This window comes from Dyella solisilvae, from assembly GCF_003351225.1.
In the GTDB taxonomy this organism is placed as follows: domain Bacteria; phylum Pseudomonadota; class Gammaproteobacteria; order Xanthomonadales; family Rhodanobacteraceae; genus Dyella; species Dyella solisilvae.
In genome coordinates, this window is the sequence record NZ_QQSY01000001.1 from 1,034,257 (window position 1) to 1,050,012 (window position 15,756).

Below are 15,756 nucleotides of genomic sequence, written 5' to 3' on the forward strand. Positions count from 1 at the left end.
TCACTGGAATGACGACATGAGGGCGGCGCGAGTACTGGCACGCATCCTGCTGCACCGCGACATATTGAAGCTGCGGGGGCTTGTGGGAATGAAGTGGATCACGGCCATCATCAAGCCGTTCACGCTGGACGATGTGCGCCAGGCGCTGACGGAGGTAGGCGTGACGGGCATGACCGTCACGGAAGTGAAGGGTTTCGGCCGCCAGCACGGGCACACCGAGCTGTACCGGGGGGCCGAGTACGTGGTGGATTTCCTGCCCAAGCTGAAGGTGGAAGTAGCCGTGTCGGACGAGCAACTGGACCGCGCGGTGGAGGCCATCACCGGCGCGGCCCGCACCGGCAAGATCGGTGACGGCAAGATCTTCGTGAGCGAACTGGAACAGGCCATCCGCATCCGCACGCAGGAGGTGGACGTCGATGCGCTGTAATGGAATGGCCGGCAAGACCCTGCTCGCCCTCGCCGGGCTGCTCGCCACCGCGCCGGCCTGGGCCCAGCCCTCGGCGGCGCCTGCACACATCGACAGTGGCGACACCGCGTGGATGCTCACCGCCACGGCCTTCGTGCTGCTGATGAGCATCCCCGGCCTCGCCCTGTTCTACGGCGGCATGGTGCGCGCCAAGAACCTGTTGTCCATCCTGATGCAGTGCTTCGCCATCACCGCGCTGGTGACGGTGCTGTGGCTGCTCTATGGCTACTCGCTCGCCTTCAGCACCGAAGGCATGCAGGCCGGCGTGACCAACCTGCATTCCTTCATCGGCGGGATGGACCGCGCGCTGCTGGCGGGCCTGAAGCCCGATTCGCGCTACCAGACAGTGCCGGAAAGCGTGTTCGTGATGTTCCAGCTCACCTTCGCCATCATCACGCCGGCGCTGATCATCGGCGCCTTTGCCGAGCGCATGAAGTTCAGCGCGCTGCTGTGGTTCAGCGGCCTGTGGCTGACCATCGTCTACCTGCCCGTGGCGCATATGGTGTGGAGCGGCCCGGGCTCGTTCCTCGGCGACCTGGGCGTGCTCGATTTCGCCGGCGGCACCGTGGTGCACATCAATGCCGGCATCGCCGGCCTGATCGCCTGCCTGGTGATCGGCAAGCGCCGCGGCTACCCGAACGTACCCATGCCGCCGCACAACCTCGGCTTCACCGTGGTGGGCGCGAGCCTGCTGTGGCTGGGATGGTTCGGCTTCAATGCCGGCTCCGCGGCGGCCGCCAACGGCAGTGCGGGCATGGCCATGCTGGCCACCCAGGTGGCCACCGCCGCAGCGGCGCTGGGCTGGCTGGCGGCGGAGTGGATCGCCCATGGCCGCCCCAGCGTGCTGGGCATCGTCTCCGGCGCGGTGGCGGGTCTGGTCGCCGTGACGCCGGCTGCCGGTACGGTCGGCCCGGGCGGCGCCCTTGTGCTCGGCCTCATCGCGGGCGTGATCTGCTTTTTCACCGCCACCCGCCTCAAGCACAAGCTGGGCTACGACGATTCGCTCGACGTCTTCGGCGTGCATGCAGTAGCTGGCATCGTCGGCGCCCTGCTCACCGGTCCGCTGGCCTCGCCCAAACTGGGCGGCTTCGGCACGGTGACCTCGCTGTGGGGTCAGTTCTGGATCCAGACCAAGGGCGTGGGCTTCACCGTGGCGTGGAGCGCCGTGCTGAGCCTGGTGATCCTCAAGCTGCTCGACTGGACGCTGGGCCTGCGCGTGGATGATGAGCAGGAAATGGTCGGCCTCGATATCGCGCTGCACGAAGAGAAGGCCTACAACCTGTCGTGACCCGTATGTCGCCCTCTCCCCTGTGGGGAGAGGGCCGGGGCATGGACATCTTTACGGTGGTGAGGCGCCACTCTTGCGACAAACCCCATCGCCGGGAGCGCCCCCTGTGTGCAACCGGGGCATGCCGATGCTTCGCGGTCGCGCACAGACCGCTCCTACAGTTCGCGCGCCTCTCCCGCTAAGCTGCCCGGCAACACCACTTGCAGCACGCCATGACCACCGCCTCCGACCGCGCCGCCGCCCGCCTGGCCTGGACCCGTTCCGCCCTTGACGACGCCACGCTGACCCTTGAGTCCGCCTCCTCCGACGCCAGCTTCCGCAGCTACTGGCGTACGCATCATCAGGGTCGCAGCTGGATCGTGATGGATTCACCGCCGGAGAAAGAAGATCCACGCCCTTGGGTAGCGATGGGCGAGCGACTGGCCGCCGCGGGCCTGCACGTGCCGACGGTCTACGCGAAGGATCTGGAACAAGGCTTCCTGCTGATCGAGGATCTCGGCCATCGCCTCTACCTGTCCGAACTGGATGAGCAGACGGCGGACGCGCTGTACGGCGATGCCATGGACGCGCTTCTGAACATGCAGACACGCATGACGTTCGCCGACCTGCCGCCGTTCAACCACGAACTGCTGGTGAGCGGCCTGGAAGTGATGCCGGAATGGTTCCTTGGCCGTCATCTCGGCCACACGCCCAGCTGCGACGAATGGGATGTGCTGGAGGCGGCCTTCAACGTGATCATCCGCAACGCGCTGGAACAGCCACGCTGCTTCGTCCATCGCGACTTCCACAGCCGCAATCTGCTGATCGTCGAAGAGAACAATCCGGGCATCATCGACTTCCAGGGCGCTCTCGCCGGACCGATCACTTATGACCTCGCCTCGCTGCTGCGGGACGCCTACATCGTGTGGCCGCGCGAGCGCGTGGAGGGCTGGGTGGAGTCCTATCGCCAGAGTCTTCTCGACGCCGACATGATCGATGCGCAGGTGACGCAGGCACACTTCCTGCGCTGGTTCGATCTCACTGGCATGCATCGCCATGTGCGCGTACTGGGCCAGTTCTATCGCCTGTGGTATCGCGACGGCAAACCGGGTTATCTCGCCGATGTGCCGACGGTCTATCGCTACGTGGTGTCGGTCGCGCGCCGTTATCCAGAGCTCGCCGACTTCGTGGCGTTGATCGAGCGCCATGCGGAAGGCCGTGATCTGACGAAGGTCGCGACCGCATGATTCATCATCGAGATCAGTCCCCCAGCACCGTCGCCCCAGAGAAAGCTGGGATCCAGTGCCTCTTTCCCATGCGGAGCGTAAGTCGCTGGACCCCTTTTTCTGAAATGGCGAGCAAGAGCGCGAATCATCGAGGCATCGCATGAGACACGCCCTGATCTTCGCCGCCGGTCTCGGCGAGCGCATGCGCCCGCTGACCAACCACACGGCGAAGCCACTGCTATCCGTGGGCGGCAAACCGCTGATCGAGTGGCACCTGGAAAAACTTGCGTCCATCGACGTGCGCTATGTGGTGATCAACACCTCGCACCTCGCCGACCAGTTTCCCGACGCGCTTGGCGATGGCTCTCGCTGGGGGCTACGCATCCGCTATGCATACGAAGGACCCACGCCGCTGGAAACCGGCGGTGGCATGCTGAATGCGCTGCCGCTGCTGGGCCCGGAGCCCTTCATCGCCGTCAGCGCAGACATCTACAGCGACTACGACTACGCCACCCTTCCACTGCAGCCCGCGGGTCTTGCGCACCTTGTCATGGTGCCCAATCCCGACTGGCATGCCTCGGGCGATTTCGTGCTGAATGAGGGTCAGCTCAGCGAGGATGGCGAAGGTCAGCGCCTCACCTTCGGCAATATCGGCGTCTATCGGCCTGAATTCCTGCAAGGCCAGACGCCAGGCCGCTTCAAGCTGTTGCCGCTGTATCAGCAGGCCATGCAGGCGAGGCAGTTGAGCGGCGAGCGGTACGACGGCTTCTGGCGCAACCTGGGCAATCCTGCGCAACTGAATGAACTGGATGCCCATCTGCGCGGTAGCTGAGCGAAAGGTGGCCGGGCGCAAAATCGTGCCGGGTGGATGGCATCCGGGCGGGGCGGTATCCTAAACCGCCCAGTTCTGTTGAGCGTGCTGCGCATTGACGCGCCACTTGCAGGACCGCCCACGCTCCCTCGCAAGGTACTGAAGATGTCCGAACTGTGGTCTCACCTGGTCAGCTGGCTCGCCATCCATGGCGTGCAGCCCGTGCTGCAGTCCCTGCATCTGGAAAAACTGTCCAGCGATCCGAACGACATCGCCGCTGCGCTGCTGGTCGCCACGCTGCAGCTGTGCATCATCGGCGTGATCTTCCGTCCGCTCGAGAGCGTCATGCCCGCGGAAAAGTGGGAGCACCGCCAACTGGTCGGTCCCGACTTCCGTTACACGGTGGCGATGCTGATTGGCATCTTCCCGCTCTTCAGCTACCTGATACTGACGCCCATCGCCAACTTCTTCGGCGGCCCGGACACCGGCCCCGGTGATCCGAGCGCATCGCCGCTGGCCCTGACCCACTGGGTCCCGTGGCTGCGGCAGCACCCGTGGTTGCTGTTCGCCATTTATTACATGGTGTACGACTGCGTGTACTACTGGATGCACCGCCTGCAGCATGCGCTGCCATGGTGGTGGGCCATGCACAGCATGCACCACAGCACGCGGCAGATGAGTTGCTGGACCAACGATCGCGGCAGCCTGATCGATGGCTTCCTGCAATCGATGGTGCTGGCCACGGTCGGCATCGTGATGGGCGTGGAGCCGGACGAGTTCGCGTGGCTGATGTTGACCGGCGAGCTGGTGCAGAACTTCTCGCATGCCAACGTGAACATCAGCTTCGGCCCGGTGTTCCGCCGCGTGCTGGTGGCGCCGACGTTCCATCGGCTGCACCACATGCTGGTGGATCCCGACCGCCCCAAGCTGCACAACTGCAACTTCGGTCAGGTGTTCTCGATCTGGGATCAGCTGTTTGGCACCGCGCTCTACGACGAACCGCTGCGCCCCACCGGCGTGGGCGACCCGATGGTCGACGAGGACAACAACCACGGCGTGATCGGCCTGCAGTGGAATGCCTTCAAACGTTTCTGGGGCGCGGTGCGCCGCCCGGCCGGCTGGAAGTTCGGTGAGGTCGCCTTCGGTCCGGACTACCGCCCTATTCCCGTCGATCAGCTCGATCTGCATGCGCTCGGCCATCACGTGATGCAACCGGCAGCGCACGCCGCGGCAGCGGCCACGAACAACGTCGCTGCCAAGCCATCCGCCGAAAGCGCCACCGTCGCCTGAGCGACAACACCGGCGCGCTACGTATCCACGCATAAAAAAACCGCCGGCATGAGCCGGCGGCTTGAGCATGGGTACGAATGGATGTCCCAAATAGGTCGCCACACGGTGCGGAGGGTGTAACACCGTGTGGCGGGCCGGCCCGTGGGCCGGCGCAAGCGGATCAGAAGTCGTACGAGACCGCGATACGGCCGTAGCGCGGCGTGGTCTGGTACAGCGTCGTACCAAAGGTGTTGGACACCGTGTACGGGGCCGTCTCGTAGGTCGCGTCCAGCACCGTCGGCTTGTGCTCGTTGAACACGTTGAAGACGTTGAAGCTGAAAGCGAGCTTGTTGTCGGCGAAGGCCGGACGGTAAGTCACGCCGAGGTCGACGATCTTCTGCCACGGCAGGCGACCGATCGTGCCCAGGGTGGACGGCTTGCCATTGCAGAAGCGGTAGGCAGAACCATAGCCGACCGGATCCGACTCATCGCCACCGTAGTAACCCAGGCACGCCTTGGGGGCGCCCGACATGATGCGCATGGCGCCGGACAGCATCCATTCCGGCGTGACCATGTAGCTGCCGTAGGCCTTCAGCTGATGGGTGCGGTCGTTGGACAGCACACCGTTGCTGTTGACCATGAGCGCGGCCGCATCCCAATCCTGCGTCTTGGAGATGTCGTCCTGGCCGATCGTCGAGAGCACCTGGCCTTCGGTGTTGCCGTAGCTGCGCGAGAAGGTGTAGTCCACGCGGGCCTGCCACTTGCCGTCGAACGGATGCTCCAGGTACATGTCCAGCGCGTAGTACTTGCGCTTGGCGCCCGAGGTGAAGCCCCAGTCGGCGTTGGTCATGCTGATCTTCTCGTAGCCGCTGCCGTCCACCTTGGACAGCAGGAAGTCGTTGGTGCGACCCGGGTTGAAGATCAGGCAGCCGTTGGGCAGGTTGACCGAGTCGGGGTCGATGCCCTGGGCTTCGGCCTTCGTCACGAGGCGATCCATGTCGCACACGTCGTCGATGGCGGTCTGCAGCTTGCGCAGCGTGCCCTTCGCGCCGAACACCCAGTTGGCGCCCAGGGTCTTGCTGAAGCCCAGGATCATTTCATCCTGGTACTGCGACTTGAGGTTGGAGGCGGTCACCGTCTTGGCGTCCGGCGCCTGGCCGTATTCGCCGTTGGACGACACCGGGCCCGGGCCGATCGGGCTCAGGCCGGTCGGGTTGCCGTTGGCGTCGATGCCGGTATAGGTGAAGTACTCATAGGTGTAGGTCGACGGCGAGGCGCCGCGGATCGCCACACTGTTGGGCAGCGCGAGGTAGTAGCGACCCAGGTTGCCGAACACCTTGAAGGTCGAATCACCGAACACGTCCCAGCTCACGCCAAGGCGCGGCGCCCACTGGTTCTTGTTGTCGACATAGGACTCGCCCAGCGCGTTGTAGTTGGTGAACTGGTCATTGCGCAGGCCCAGGCTCAGCAGCACCTTGTCGTTGACCTGCCAGCGGTCCTCGATGTACTGCGCCTTCTGGTCCACCGACATGCTGGTGGTGGTGCTGAAGATGTATTGGCGCACGTAGTAGCCGTTACCACCCGGCGCGCCCACGCCCAGGCTGGGCGAGAGCGCCTTGGCCGGGTTGGTGGCGTGGCTGTAGATCCAAGCGTAGCCGGGGCCACTCACCTGCTGGCCTTCGTCGGTCGCGGTGAAATGCATGTTGTCGATGCCGGCGGCCAGCGTGTGGTCACCCAGCTTGTACTCGAGGTCAAGGCGCAGGCCATGCGTCTTGTTCTTCGCGTTCGGGTTCTTCACATAAAGGATCGTGTTGCCGTTGCGGATCGGCGTACCACCGGTGATCGACGGATCCTGATTGACGGCGCCGCTGAGGTAGGCAAGGTTGGGGTCCATGCCCGGCACGGTCGAAAAGTCGATCGCGCGGTTCTGGCCGTAGGTGGCCGAGAAGGTCAGGTCGTCGGTGATGTAGCTGGTGTACTTGCCGATCCAGATGTCCGAGCCGGTCTTGGTGTGGGTGTCGTAACCGAGGAAGTCACCCTGCGTGCCGGTCGTGTAGTCGTACGAGTACTGCGTGCCTTCGTACGACGTCTTGTTGGAGATGCCGGTCAGCTCGACGATGTTGCTGTCGTTGATGTTCCAGTCCAGCTTCACGTAGTACTTGGGAATGGTGTAGGTGTAGTACGTGTTGTTCGGCTGGGCTACGGCGGCGCTGGAGGTGGTCTTGCCCTCCTGCTTCTCCGCTTCCGCAGCGAGGAAGAAGAACAGCTTGTCCTGGATCAGCGGACCACCGATGTAGGCGTCATAGGTGGTGTTCCACTTCGTGTTGCCGCTGCGGTTGCGGTAAGGCGTGCCCGGCAGGTTCTTGTTCTGGTACTGGTAGCCGGAAGGCAGCTGGCTGTTCGCATAGCTGACGTCCGCAGGATCTTCGGCGAGGAACCGCGGCGACCACATCACCTGGCCACCGAAGTGCCACTCGTTGGTGCCGCGCTTGCCGACCTGGCTGATCACGCCGCCGTCGGAGCGGCCGTACATCGCGCTGTAGCCGCCGGTGTAGATTTCCTGCTGGTCGATCGCGCCGTACGGCAGGCCGATGCCGCCCAGGTTGCTCAGCGGATCGGTGGTGTTGTAGCCGTTGATGTAATACGCGTTCTCGCTCACCGAGGAGCCGCCGAACGACACCACCGACGACCCGGCCTTCTGGCCACTGAAATAGTCGCTCCCCTGCACCACGCCCGGCGCCAGCAGCGCGATGGACTCGGCGGTGCGGCCCAGCGGCAGGCGCTCGAGCGTCTCGGAGGTGATCACCGTGCGCGAGTCGACCGACGACACGTCGATCGCCGGCAGGGCGTTGGCGGTGACCGTCACCGAGGACAACGCCTGCGCACTGGCGGCGCTGGCGAAGGACACTTCGGTACCGGCATTCACGGTGATGGACACGTTGTTGCGCGTGTCGACCGTGGCGCCGTTCTTTTGCAGCGTCACCACATAGGTGCCCAGCGGCAGGCTGCTGATGCGGTAGCGGCCCGAATCGTCCACCGCGGCCGAGCGGCTGACGCCGGTGGAGCCGGTGACCGTCACGGTCTCGCCGGCTTCGGCCTGGCCGAAGATGGTGCCGGTGGTGGACTGGGCGAACGCGACGCCCGCCAGGCTCATGGTCAGCGCTGCCGCCAGCGTGGACCGGCGCAGCACGACCGCGCGATTCAACGAACGAAAACTCATCTAGTGGATCTCCCCGTAACAGCCCAAATGGGCAAAAAGAAGCCGAGCCCGCCGAACCCCGGCAGGCTGAAAGCGTCTGGACTCGAATCTGAAAGGCTCCCCGCAGATCCCAACCTGCACGCCCACCATCACGCAATTGCTTGCGCGCGCCCCGCCCTAAACTTAAGTGAAGCTTTCGAATGCAGGGTTAATTGCGAAAATATTGTGATTTCTTGCGGAATGTCAACGCTTCCTCACAATATCTCGCGGCAAAACCTTACGCGCGCTACCGGCATACATCGACTGGTGCCACACGCCAATTCCAGCCAAGGCATTGGCGTTAAAAGGGAAAAGTCACAACCGAAACCAATGGGCCCGGACGGGACCGATGGCGCCGCCCACGTGACATGGGCCAAGAGTCATGCCCGTCTTTCTTGCGAAGCGCCAAAAGAAAGGCCACCGGCAATACCGGTGGCCTGAAGGGCACTGCATGTCGTCGCTGCGCAGTCTCGCTGCGGCGTCGCCGCGGGCGAAAACCCGCCCCGGCCTCCGTCCTGCGGCATCGACGGGGGCGATGACGCAGGCAGGAACCGGGACGACGGCGACTTCTCTTAGAAGTCGTAGGTGACCGCGAAACGACCGTAGCGCGGCGTGGTCTGGTAGGTCGCCGTGCCGAAGGTGTTGGACACCGTGAACGGCGCCGTCTCGTAAGTCGCATCCAGCACCGTCGGCTTGCGCTCGTTCAACACGTTGAAGATGTTGAAGTTGAACGCCAGCTTCTTATCGGCGAAGGCCGGACGATAGGTCACGCCCAGGTCGAGCAGCTTGGTCCACGGCATGCGGCCGATCGTGCCCAGCGTCGACGGCTTGCCGGCGCACCAGCGGTAACGCGAGCCGTAGCCGGACGGATTGCTCTCGTTCGTGCCGTAGTAGCCCAGACAGGCGATCGGCGCGCCGGACATGGCGCGCAGTGCGCCGGACACCATCCACTCGTCGGCGACCTGGTAGCTGCCGTAGGCCTTCAGCTGATGAGTGCGGTCGTTGGACAGCACGCCGTTGCTGTTGACCATGAGCGGCGCGGTATCCCAGTCCTGGGTCTTGGAGATGTCGTCCTGTCCGATGGTGGACAGCACCTGGCCTTCGGTGTTGCCGTAGCTGCGCGAGAAGGTGTAGTCGAGGCGACCCATCCACTTGCCATCGAACGGATGCTCCAGGAACAGGTCCAGCGCGTAGTACTTGCGCTTGGCGCCCGAGGTGAAGCCCCAATCGCTGGTGGACATCCTGACCTTGGTGTAGCCGCTGCCATTGGTGTTCTTCAGCAGGAACGAATTGGTCTCGCCCGGGTTGAAGATCAGGCAGCCGCTCGGCACTTCAACCGAATTCGGATTGATGCCACTCGCCACCACCTTGGCTTCGAGCGCGTCCGGCGAGCAGACGTCGTCGATCGCGGTCTGCAACTCACGCAGGGTGGCCTTGGCGCCAAACAACCAGTCCGCGGTCAGCATCTTGTTGAAGCCCAGGATCGCCTCATCCTGGTACTGCGACTTCAGGTCGGAGGCGGCCACCGACTTCGGATCCGGCGCGTGGCCGTATTCGCCGTTGGTGGAGACCGGGCCCGGGCCAAGCGGCTTCAGGCCGGTCGGGATGCCGGTCTTCGGGTCGATGCCGGTATAGGTGAAGTATTCCCACGTATAGGTCGAAGCCGAGGCGCCGCGGATTGCCACGCTGTTGGGCAACGCCAGGTAGTAGCGACCGAGGTTGCCGAACACCTTCAAGGTCGAATCACCAAACGCGTCCCAGCTGACGCCGAGGCGCGGCGCCCACTGGTCGCTGTTCTTCACATAGGCCTGGCCGGCGCTGTTGTAGTTGGTGAACTGGTCGTTGCGCAGGCCGACGTTAACCAGCCAGCGGTCGGTGACCTGCCAACGGTCTTCGATGTACTGCGCCTTCTGGTCCACCTGCATGCTCGTGGTGGTGACGAAGTTCAGGCGTCGCGCGTAGTAGCCGGCGCCGCCCGGAGCCCCCACGCCGAGTGCGGGGTTGATCGCCACATTGGGCTTGGCCGACTTGCTGTAGTACCAGGCGTAGCCCGGGCCACCCACCTGCTGGCCTTCGTCGACCGCACTGTAGTGCATGTTGTCGATACCGCCGGCCAGGGTGTGGTCGCCGAGCTTGTACTCGAGGTCGAGGCGCAGGCCGTGGGTCTTGTTGTGCGCGTTCGGATCCTTCACGTACAGCGTGGTCACGCCGTTGCGGATGGGCGTGCCTCCCGTGATGGCGGGATTCTGCGCCGTGACGCCGCTGAGGTAAGGCAGCGTGGGGCTCAGGCCCGGCACGGCCGAATAGTCGATCGCGCGGTTCTGGCCATAGGTCGCGGTGAAGGTCAGGCTGTCGGTGATGTAGCTGGTGTACTTGCCGACGTAGATGTCCGAGCCCGTCTTGGTCGACGTGTCGTGGCCGAACAGCGCGCCCGTGGTCTGTGTCTTGTAGTCGAACTTGTAGAAATCACCCTCGTACGACGTCTTGTTGGAGATGCTGGTCAGCTCAAGGATGTTGCTGTCGTTGATGTTCCAGTCCAGCTTCACGTAGTACTTCGGGATGTCGTACGTGTAGTAGTTGTTGTAGGGCTGCGCGGCGGCGGCGGTCGAGGTCGACTTGCCTTCCTTCTTCTCCGCTTCAGCCGCCACGAACATGTACAGCTTGTCCTGCACCAGCGGACCACCGATGTAGGCGCTGTAGACGGTGTTCCAGCTCACGTTGTCCTTGCGCGTGCGGTACGGCGTGCCGGCCAGCGCCGGCGTGGTATAGCCGTAACCCGCCGGCAGCTGCGCGTTCGGGTAGGTGAGGCTCTTGGGATCCGAAGCGAGAAACTTCGGCGACCACATCACCTGGCCACCGAAATGCCAGTCATTGGAACCGCGCTTGCCCACCTGGCTGATCACGCCGCCATCGGAACGGCCGTACATGGCGCTGTAGCCGCCGGTGTAGATTTCCTGCTGGTCGATCGCGCCGTACGGCAGGCCCACGCCACCGAGGTTCTTGAGCGGGTCGCTCGTGTTGTAGCCGTTGATGTAGTAGGCGTTCTCGCTGACACCGGCGCCGCCGAACGACACCACCGAAGAACCGGCCTTCTGGCCACTGAAATAGTCACTACCCGCCACCACGCCCGGCGCCAGCAGGGCGATGGCCTCGGCGCTGCGGCCCAGCGGCAGGCGCTCCAGGTCCTGCGAGGTGATCACGGTGCGCGAGTCAACCGACGACACGTCAATCGCCGGCAGGGCGTTGGCGGTCACTGTCACGGCGGACAGCGACGAGGCGCTCGCCGCGGATGCGAACGACACCTCGGTACCGGCATTCACGGTGATGGACACGTTGTTGCGCGTGTCGACGGCGGCGCCGTCCTTCTGCAGCGTCACCGAGTAGGTGCCCAGCGGCAGGTTGCTGATGCGGTAGCGACCGGCATTGTCGACGGTGGCGGAACGCGAGATACCGGTGGAACCGGTGACCGACACGGTCTGGCCGGCCTGGGCCTGGCCAAAGATCGTGCCGGTGGTGGACTGGGCGAACGTCACGCCCGCCAGACCCATGGTCAGCGCGGCCGCCAGCGTCGAGCGACGCAGCAAAAGACCGCGATTCAACGTACTCAGACTCATCTAGGTGTTTCTCCCCGAAAACCGCCCGAAATTTGGGCAAAAGAAATCCGGGCCGATCCGGCGAAAAAACCGGTCAGCCAACGTTGTTGGTTCGAATCCGAAGGCTCCCCCGCAGATCGCTCCCCGGCCCGACATGCCTTCGGGCCGCCCCCTGCAGACGTAATGTTTCACGGCTGCAACAGAGGTATTTGCGACGGTGCGTTATTTCTTGCGTCTCGTCAACAAAAAATTCACATCTTCAGCTTGGTGCAAGCAAGCCGCCCGGAACCCGCATTTCAACGAGCACAGGTTTGCGCAAGCTTAGGAAAATCCATCACTTGCGCGTCCCTCGCAGCGCGACTCGGTGCGACATGGCTGTCAGGACAGGCGTAGTTTTCCTGAAGGCGCGGCACCCTTGGCCGGCACGTGGACCGATCGAAAACGTAAAAAAAAACGGCCCGGGATATCCCGGGCCGTTTCGCTTGGATGGAAGCCTGGAGGCCGCGTCTTAGGGACGGCGGGCCAGCTCCGGGTTGTCCTTGGTCTTGGGCATCAGGTCCTGCTTGGACACGCCCAGCCACAGCAGGATCGGGCTCGCCACGAAGATCGAGGACAACGTGCCGATCAGGATGCCGATCAGCATGGTGATGGCGAAACCATGCACCACCGGACCACCGAAGAAGTACAGCGCCGCCATGGTGATGGCGGTGAACAGCGCGGTGATGATGGTTCGCGACAGGGTGTTGTTGATCGAGCGGTTGAGGATCTCTTCCGGCTCGGCCTTGCGAGCCAGGCGGAACAACTCTCGCACGCGGTCGAACACCACCACCTTGTCGTTGATCGAGTAACCGATCACCGCGAGCACCGAAGCCAGCACCGTAAGGTCGAACTCGCGCTGCATCAGCGCGAATATGCCCACGGTCACCAGGGCGTCGTGCGCCTCGGTGGCGATGGCCGCCACCGCGAAACGCCACTCGAACCGGATGCCGAGGTACAAGCCGATGCCGAGCACCACCACGATGGCCGCGATGATGCCGTCACTGCGCAGCTCCTCGCCAACCGCCGAGCCGACGTAGTCGCGACTCTTGAGTCTGGCGTCCGGACGGGCCGCCTGCAGCGTCCTGGTGACGTCCTCGGCGATGCGGTCCAGGTTCACCTTGCCGCCGTTGGCGACGCCGGAGGCCGGGTCGTCCTTGGGCTGCAGGCGGATCGACACCTCGCGGGTGCCGCCCAGGCTCTGCACGATGGCGTGCTCCATGCCGCCCTTCTCCAGGGCGTCGCGGACCTCGCCGATCTGCACCGGCTGCTCGAAGTCCACCACCAGCGAGACGCCGCCGGTGAAGTCCAGGCCGTAGTTGAGGCCCTTGACGGCGATCAGCGCGATCGAGGCAATCATCAGCAGGATGGCGATGCCCACGCTGAACTTCCTCATGCCGAGGAAGTTGATGTTGGCGTTGTGGTTGAAGATTTCCATGTTGGGTTCTCTTTATGGAAGTCCGTTTCCGGCAAAAGCGGCCATCCATGGCCGCACTCTTCAATGAAATCTCAGACCGACAGCGTCTTGAGCTTGCGATGGCCGTGGATCAGCGCCGTGATCGCGTGCGTCACGGTGACCGAGGTGAACATCGAGGTGAGGATACCGATCAGCAGCGTCACGCCGAAGCCCTTGATCGGGCCCGAGCCCATCGTGGTCAGCGCCAGCGCGGCGATCAGGTGGGTGACGTTGGCGTCGAGAATGGTGGCCCACGCCTTGTCATAACCGGCGCGGATCGCCGCGAGCGGCGTGGAGCCGTTGCGCAACTCTTCGCGTATGCGTTCGCAGATGAGCACGTTGGCGTCGATGGCCATGCCGAGCGTGAGCACGATACCGGCGATGCCCGGCATGGTCAGCGTCACGCCGATGGCCGACATCACCGCCACCAGGATCACCAGGTTGAAGACCAGCGCCACGTCGGCGACGAGACCGAACAGCTTGTAGTAGATCGCGGCGGCGAGCAGCACCAGGGCCAGACCCAGACTCACGGCGCGCAGGCCCTTCTGGATGTTGTCCTGACCCAGGCTCGGACCGATCACGCGCTCCTCGATGATATCGACCGGCGCGGCCAGCGAGCCGCCCTTGAGCAGCAGGGCGAGGTCCGAGGCTTCCTTGGTGTTGCGCAGGCCGGTGGTCTGGAACTGCTTGCCGAACACGCCCTGGATGGTGGCGTAGCTGATCACTTCCTCAGTGGTCTTGGGCGTGCGCACTTCCTTGCCGTCGACCATCTTGGTGTCGACCACGCGCTCGACGTAGACCACGCCCATGTGCTTGCCGACATTGGCGGAGGTGAAGTCCAGCATGCGCTTGGCGCCGGCCGCGTTCAGCTCCACCGACACGGCCGCCTGGCCGGTCTGCTGGTCGGTCGTGCTCTGGGCGTTGGCCAGCTGGTCGCCGGTCACGATGATCTGCTTGCTGAGCAGGATCGGGCGGTGCGTGCCGCGCTCGTAGTACAGGCGCGCATTCGGCGGGACGGCGCCGGTGCGGGCGGCGTCGATCGCCTGGGCGTCGGTACCGCCTTCGGCGCGGTATTCCAGCGTCGCGGTGGCGCCGATCAGCTTCTTGGCCTCGGCGGTGTCCTGCACACCGGCCAGTTCCACCACGATGCGCGTGTCACCCTGCTGCTGGATGATCGGCTCGGACACGCCCAGCGCGTTGATGCGGTTGCGCAGCGTGGCCAGGTTCTGGCGGATGGTGTTGAGCGAAAGCTCGCGCAGTTTGTCCGGCTTCACCGCCGCATTCAGCGGGTAGCGATCGCCGGTGGCCTCGCCGTCACGCACGAGAAGGTCGGGGAACTCGGCCGAGATCGCGTTGGCGGCTGCCGTGCGGTCCTCAGTGGACTTCAGCACCACCAGCACGCCCTGCCCGCGCTGGGCATTGCGCACCACGGAGTCGTAACGGATGTTCTTTTCGCGCAGAAGGCTGCGGATGTCGTCGGCGTAGCGAGTTTCCTGCTTGTCGATCACGTCATCCTGGTCGACCTGCATCAGGAAGTGCACGCCACCCTGCAGGTCCAGGCCCAAAGGCATCGACCTGGCGCCGATCGCGGTGAGCCAGCCCGGCACGGTGGACTTGAGGTTGAACGCCACCGTGAAGTCGTCACCCAGCGCAGACCGGATCGCGTCGGAGGCGCTCTTCTGCACGTCAGCGTTGGCGAAGCTGGCGACCAGGTGGTCGTTCTTCAGCTCCATGCTGGTGCTGGGGATATTGGCCTTCTGCAACGCGGCGACGACCCTCTGCTGGAGGGTCTGGTCGACTACGTTGTCGCGGTTCCCCGTGATCTGCACGGCAGGCACCGGCAGGAACACGTTGGGCAGCGCATAGATAATGCCGAGCACCAGTACGATGGCGACCAGCGCGTATTTCCAGCGTGGAAAATCACTCATGCCTTGAATCCGTCAAAGCCACGGCCCGAGGCAGGCCGTGGCATGCAATGCGTCGTTTGGATACCGGGGCCCCTCCACCCCGGCAAGTCGTCAGGACGACTTCAGCGTGCCCTTGGGCAGTACCTGCTGCACGGCGCCCTTCTGCAGCTTGATCTTCACGTTCGGTGCGATCTCGACCGTGATGAAGCTCTCACCCACTTCCTCCACCTTGCCGGCGATGCCGCCGTTGGTGACCACTTCGTCGCCCTTGGAAAGCGCCGAGACCATCTGGCGGTGCTCCTTCTGGCGCTTCATCTGCGGGCGGATCATCAGAAAGTAGAAGACCACGAACAGCAGGATCAGTGGCAGGAACGTCACGATCGGGTTCGGTGCCGTCTGGGCGCCTGCGGCCGCCTGGGCGACCACGAAGGACATCGGAAAAGTCATCAGCTTGTCTCGCAAGTGGTGGTTCCGACAGGGTTTTCCG

At 64.1% G+C, this 15,756-nt stretch carries 10 protein-coding genes; 5 read left to right on the forward strand and 5 right to left on the reverse strand.

Annotation, left to right across the window (positions count from 1 at the left end; translation table 11 throughout):
• Positions 1 to 88 precede the first annotated feature (88 nt).
• The 5 genes from DVT68_RS04580 (at position 89) to DVT68_RS04600 (ending at position 5,060) form a co-directional block, all read left to right on the forward strand.
• Entirely contained in the window at positions 89 to 427 is a 339-nt protein-coding gene (locus DVT68_RS04580) for a P-II family nitrogen regulator (protein ID WP_114824386.1), read from the forward strand.
• The gene (locus DVT68_RS04585; RefSeq protein WP_114823833.1) at positions 417 to 1,754 is read left to right on the forward strand and encodes an ammonium transporter; all 1,338 of its coding nucleotides are present in this window, start codon (positions 417 to 419) and stop codon (positions 1,752 to 1,754) included. The genes DVT68_RS04580 and DVT68_RS04585 overlap by 11 nt, the downstream gene beginning before the upstream one ends.
• A gap of 212 nt (positions 1,755 to 1,966) precedes the next feature.
• Positions 1,967 to 2,980, forward strand: coding sequence for an aminoglycoside phosphotransferase family protein (locus DVT68_RS04590; RefSeq protein ID WP_114823834.1), 1,014 nt, complete (start codon positions 1,967 to 1,969; stop codon positions 2,978 to 2,980).
• Between the two features lie 139 nt (positions 2,981 to 3,119).
• Positions 3,120 to 3,791: an N-acetylmuramate alpha-1-phosphate uridylyltransferase MurU gene (gene murU, locus DVT68_RS04595; protein WP_114823835.1), complete on the forward strand. Its 672-nt coding sequence runs from the start codon at positions 3,120 to 3,122 to the stop codon at positions 3,789 to 3,791.
• 144 nt (positions 3,792 to 3,935) lie between these two features.
• Positions 3,936 to 5,060 carry a sterol desaturase family protein gene (locus DVT68_RS04600; protein WP_114823836.1) on the forward strand — a complete coding sequence of 375 codons (1,125 nt, stop codon included), beginning with the start codon at positions 3,936 to 3,938 and terminating at the stop codon, positions 5,058 to 5,060.
• 160 nt (positions 5,061 to 5,220) lie between these two features.
• Here DVT68_RS04600 and DVT68_RS04605 read toward each other — a convergent pair whose 3' ends face one another.
• From DVT68_RS04605 to yajC, 5 genes are all read right to left on the reverse strand, one after another.
• Positions 5,221 to 8,259, reverse strand: a complete 3,039-nt coding sequence (locus DVT68_RS04605; RefSeq protein WP_233523341.1) for a TonB-dependent receptor domain-containing protein — start codon at positions 8,257 to 8,259, stop codon at positions 5,221 to 5,223.
• A gap of 590 nt (positions 8,260 to 8,849) precedes the next feature.
• A complete protein-coding gene (locus DVT68_RS04610; RefSeq protein ID WP_425477448.1) occupies positions 8,850 to 11,885 on the reverse strand; it encodes a TonB-dependent receptor in 3,036 nt (1,011 codons plus the stop codon).
• Positions 11,886 to 12,378: 493 nt separating this feature from the next.
• Complete coding sequence (gene secF / locus DVT68_RS04615) at positions 12,379 to 13,344, reverse strand: protein translocase subunit SecF (protein WP_114823837.1); 966 nt, start codon at positions 13,342 to 13,344, stop codon at positions 12,379 to 12,381.
• A 71-nt stretch (positions 13,345 to 13,415) separates the two neighbouring features.
• Positions 13,416 to 15,290: a protein translocase subunit SecD gene (gene secD / locus DVT68_RS04620; RefSeq protein ID WP_114823838.1), complete on the reverse strand. Its 1,875-nt coding sequence runs from the start codon at positions 15,288 to 15,290 to the stop codon at positions 13,416 to 13,418.
• Positions 15,291 to 15,380: 90 nt separating this feature from the next.
• Positions 15,381 to 15,716 carry a preprotein translocase subunit YajC gene (gene yajC / locus DVT68_RS04625; protein WP_114823839.1) on the reverse strand — a complete coding sequence of 112 codons (336 nt, stop codon included), beginning with the start codon at positions 15,714 to 15,716 and terminating at the stop codon, positions 15,381 to 15,383.
• Positions 15,717 to 15,756 lie beyond the last annotated feature (40 nt).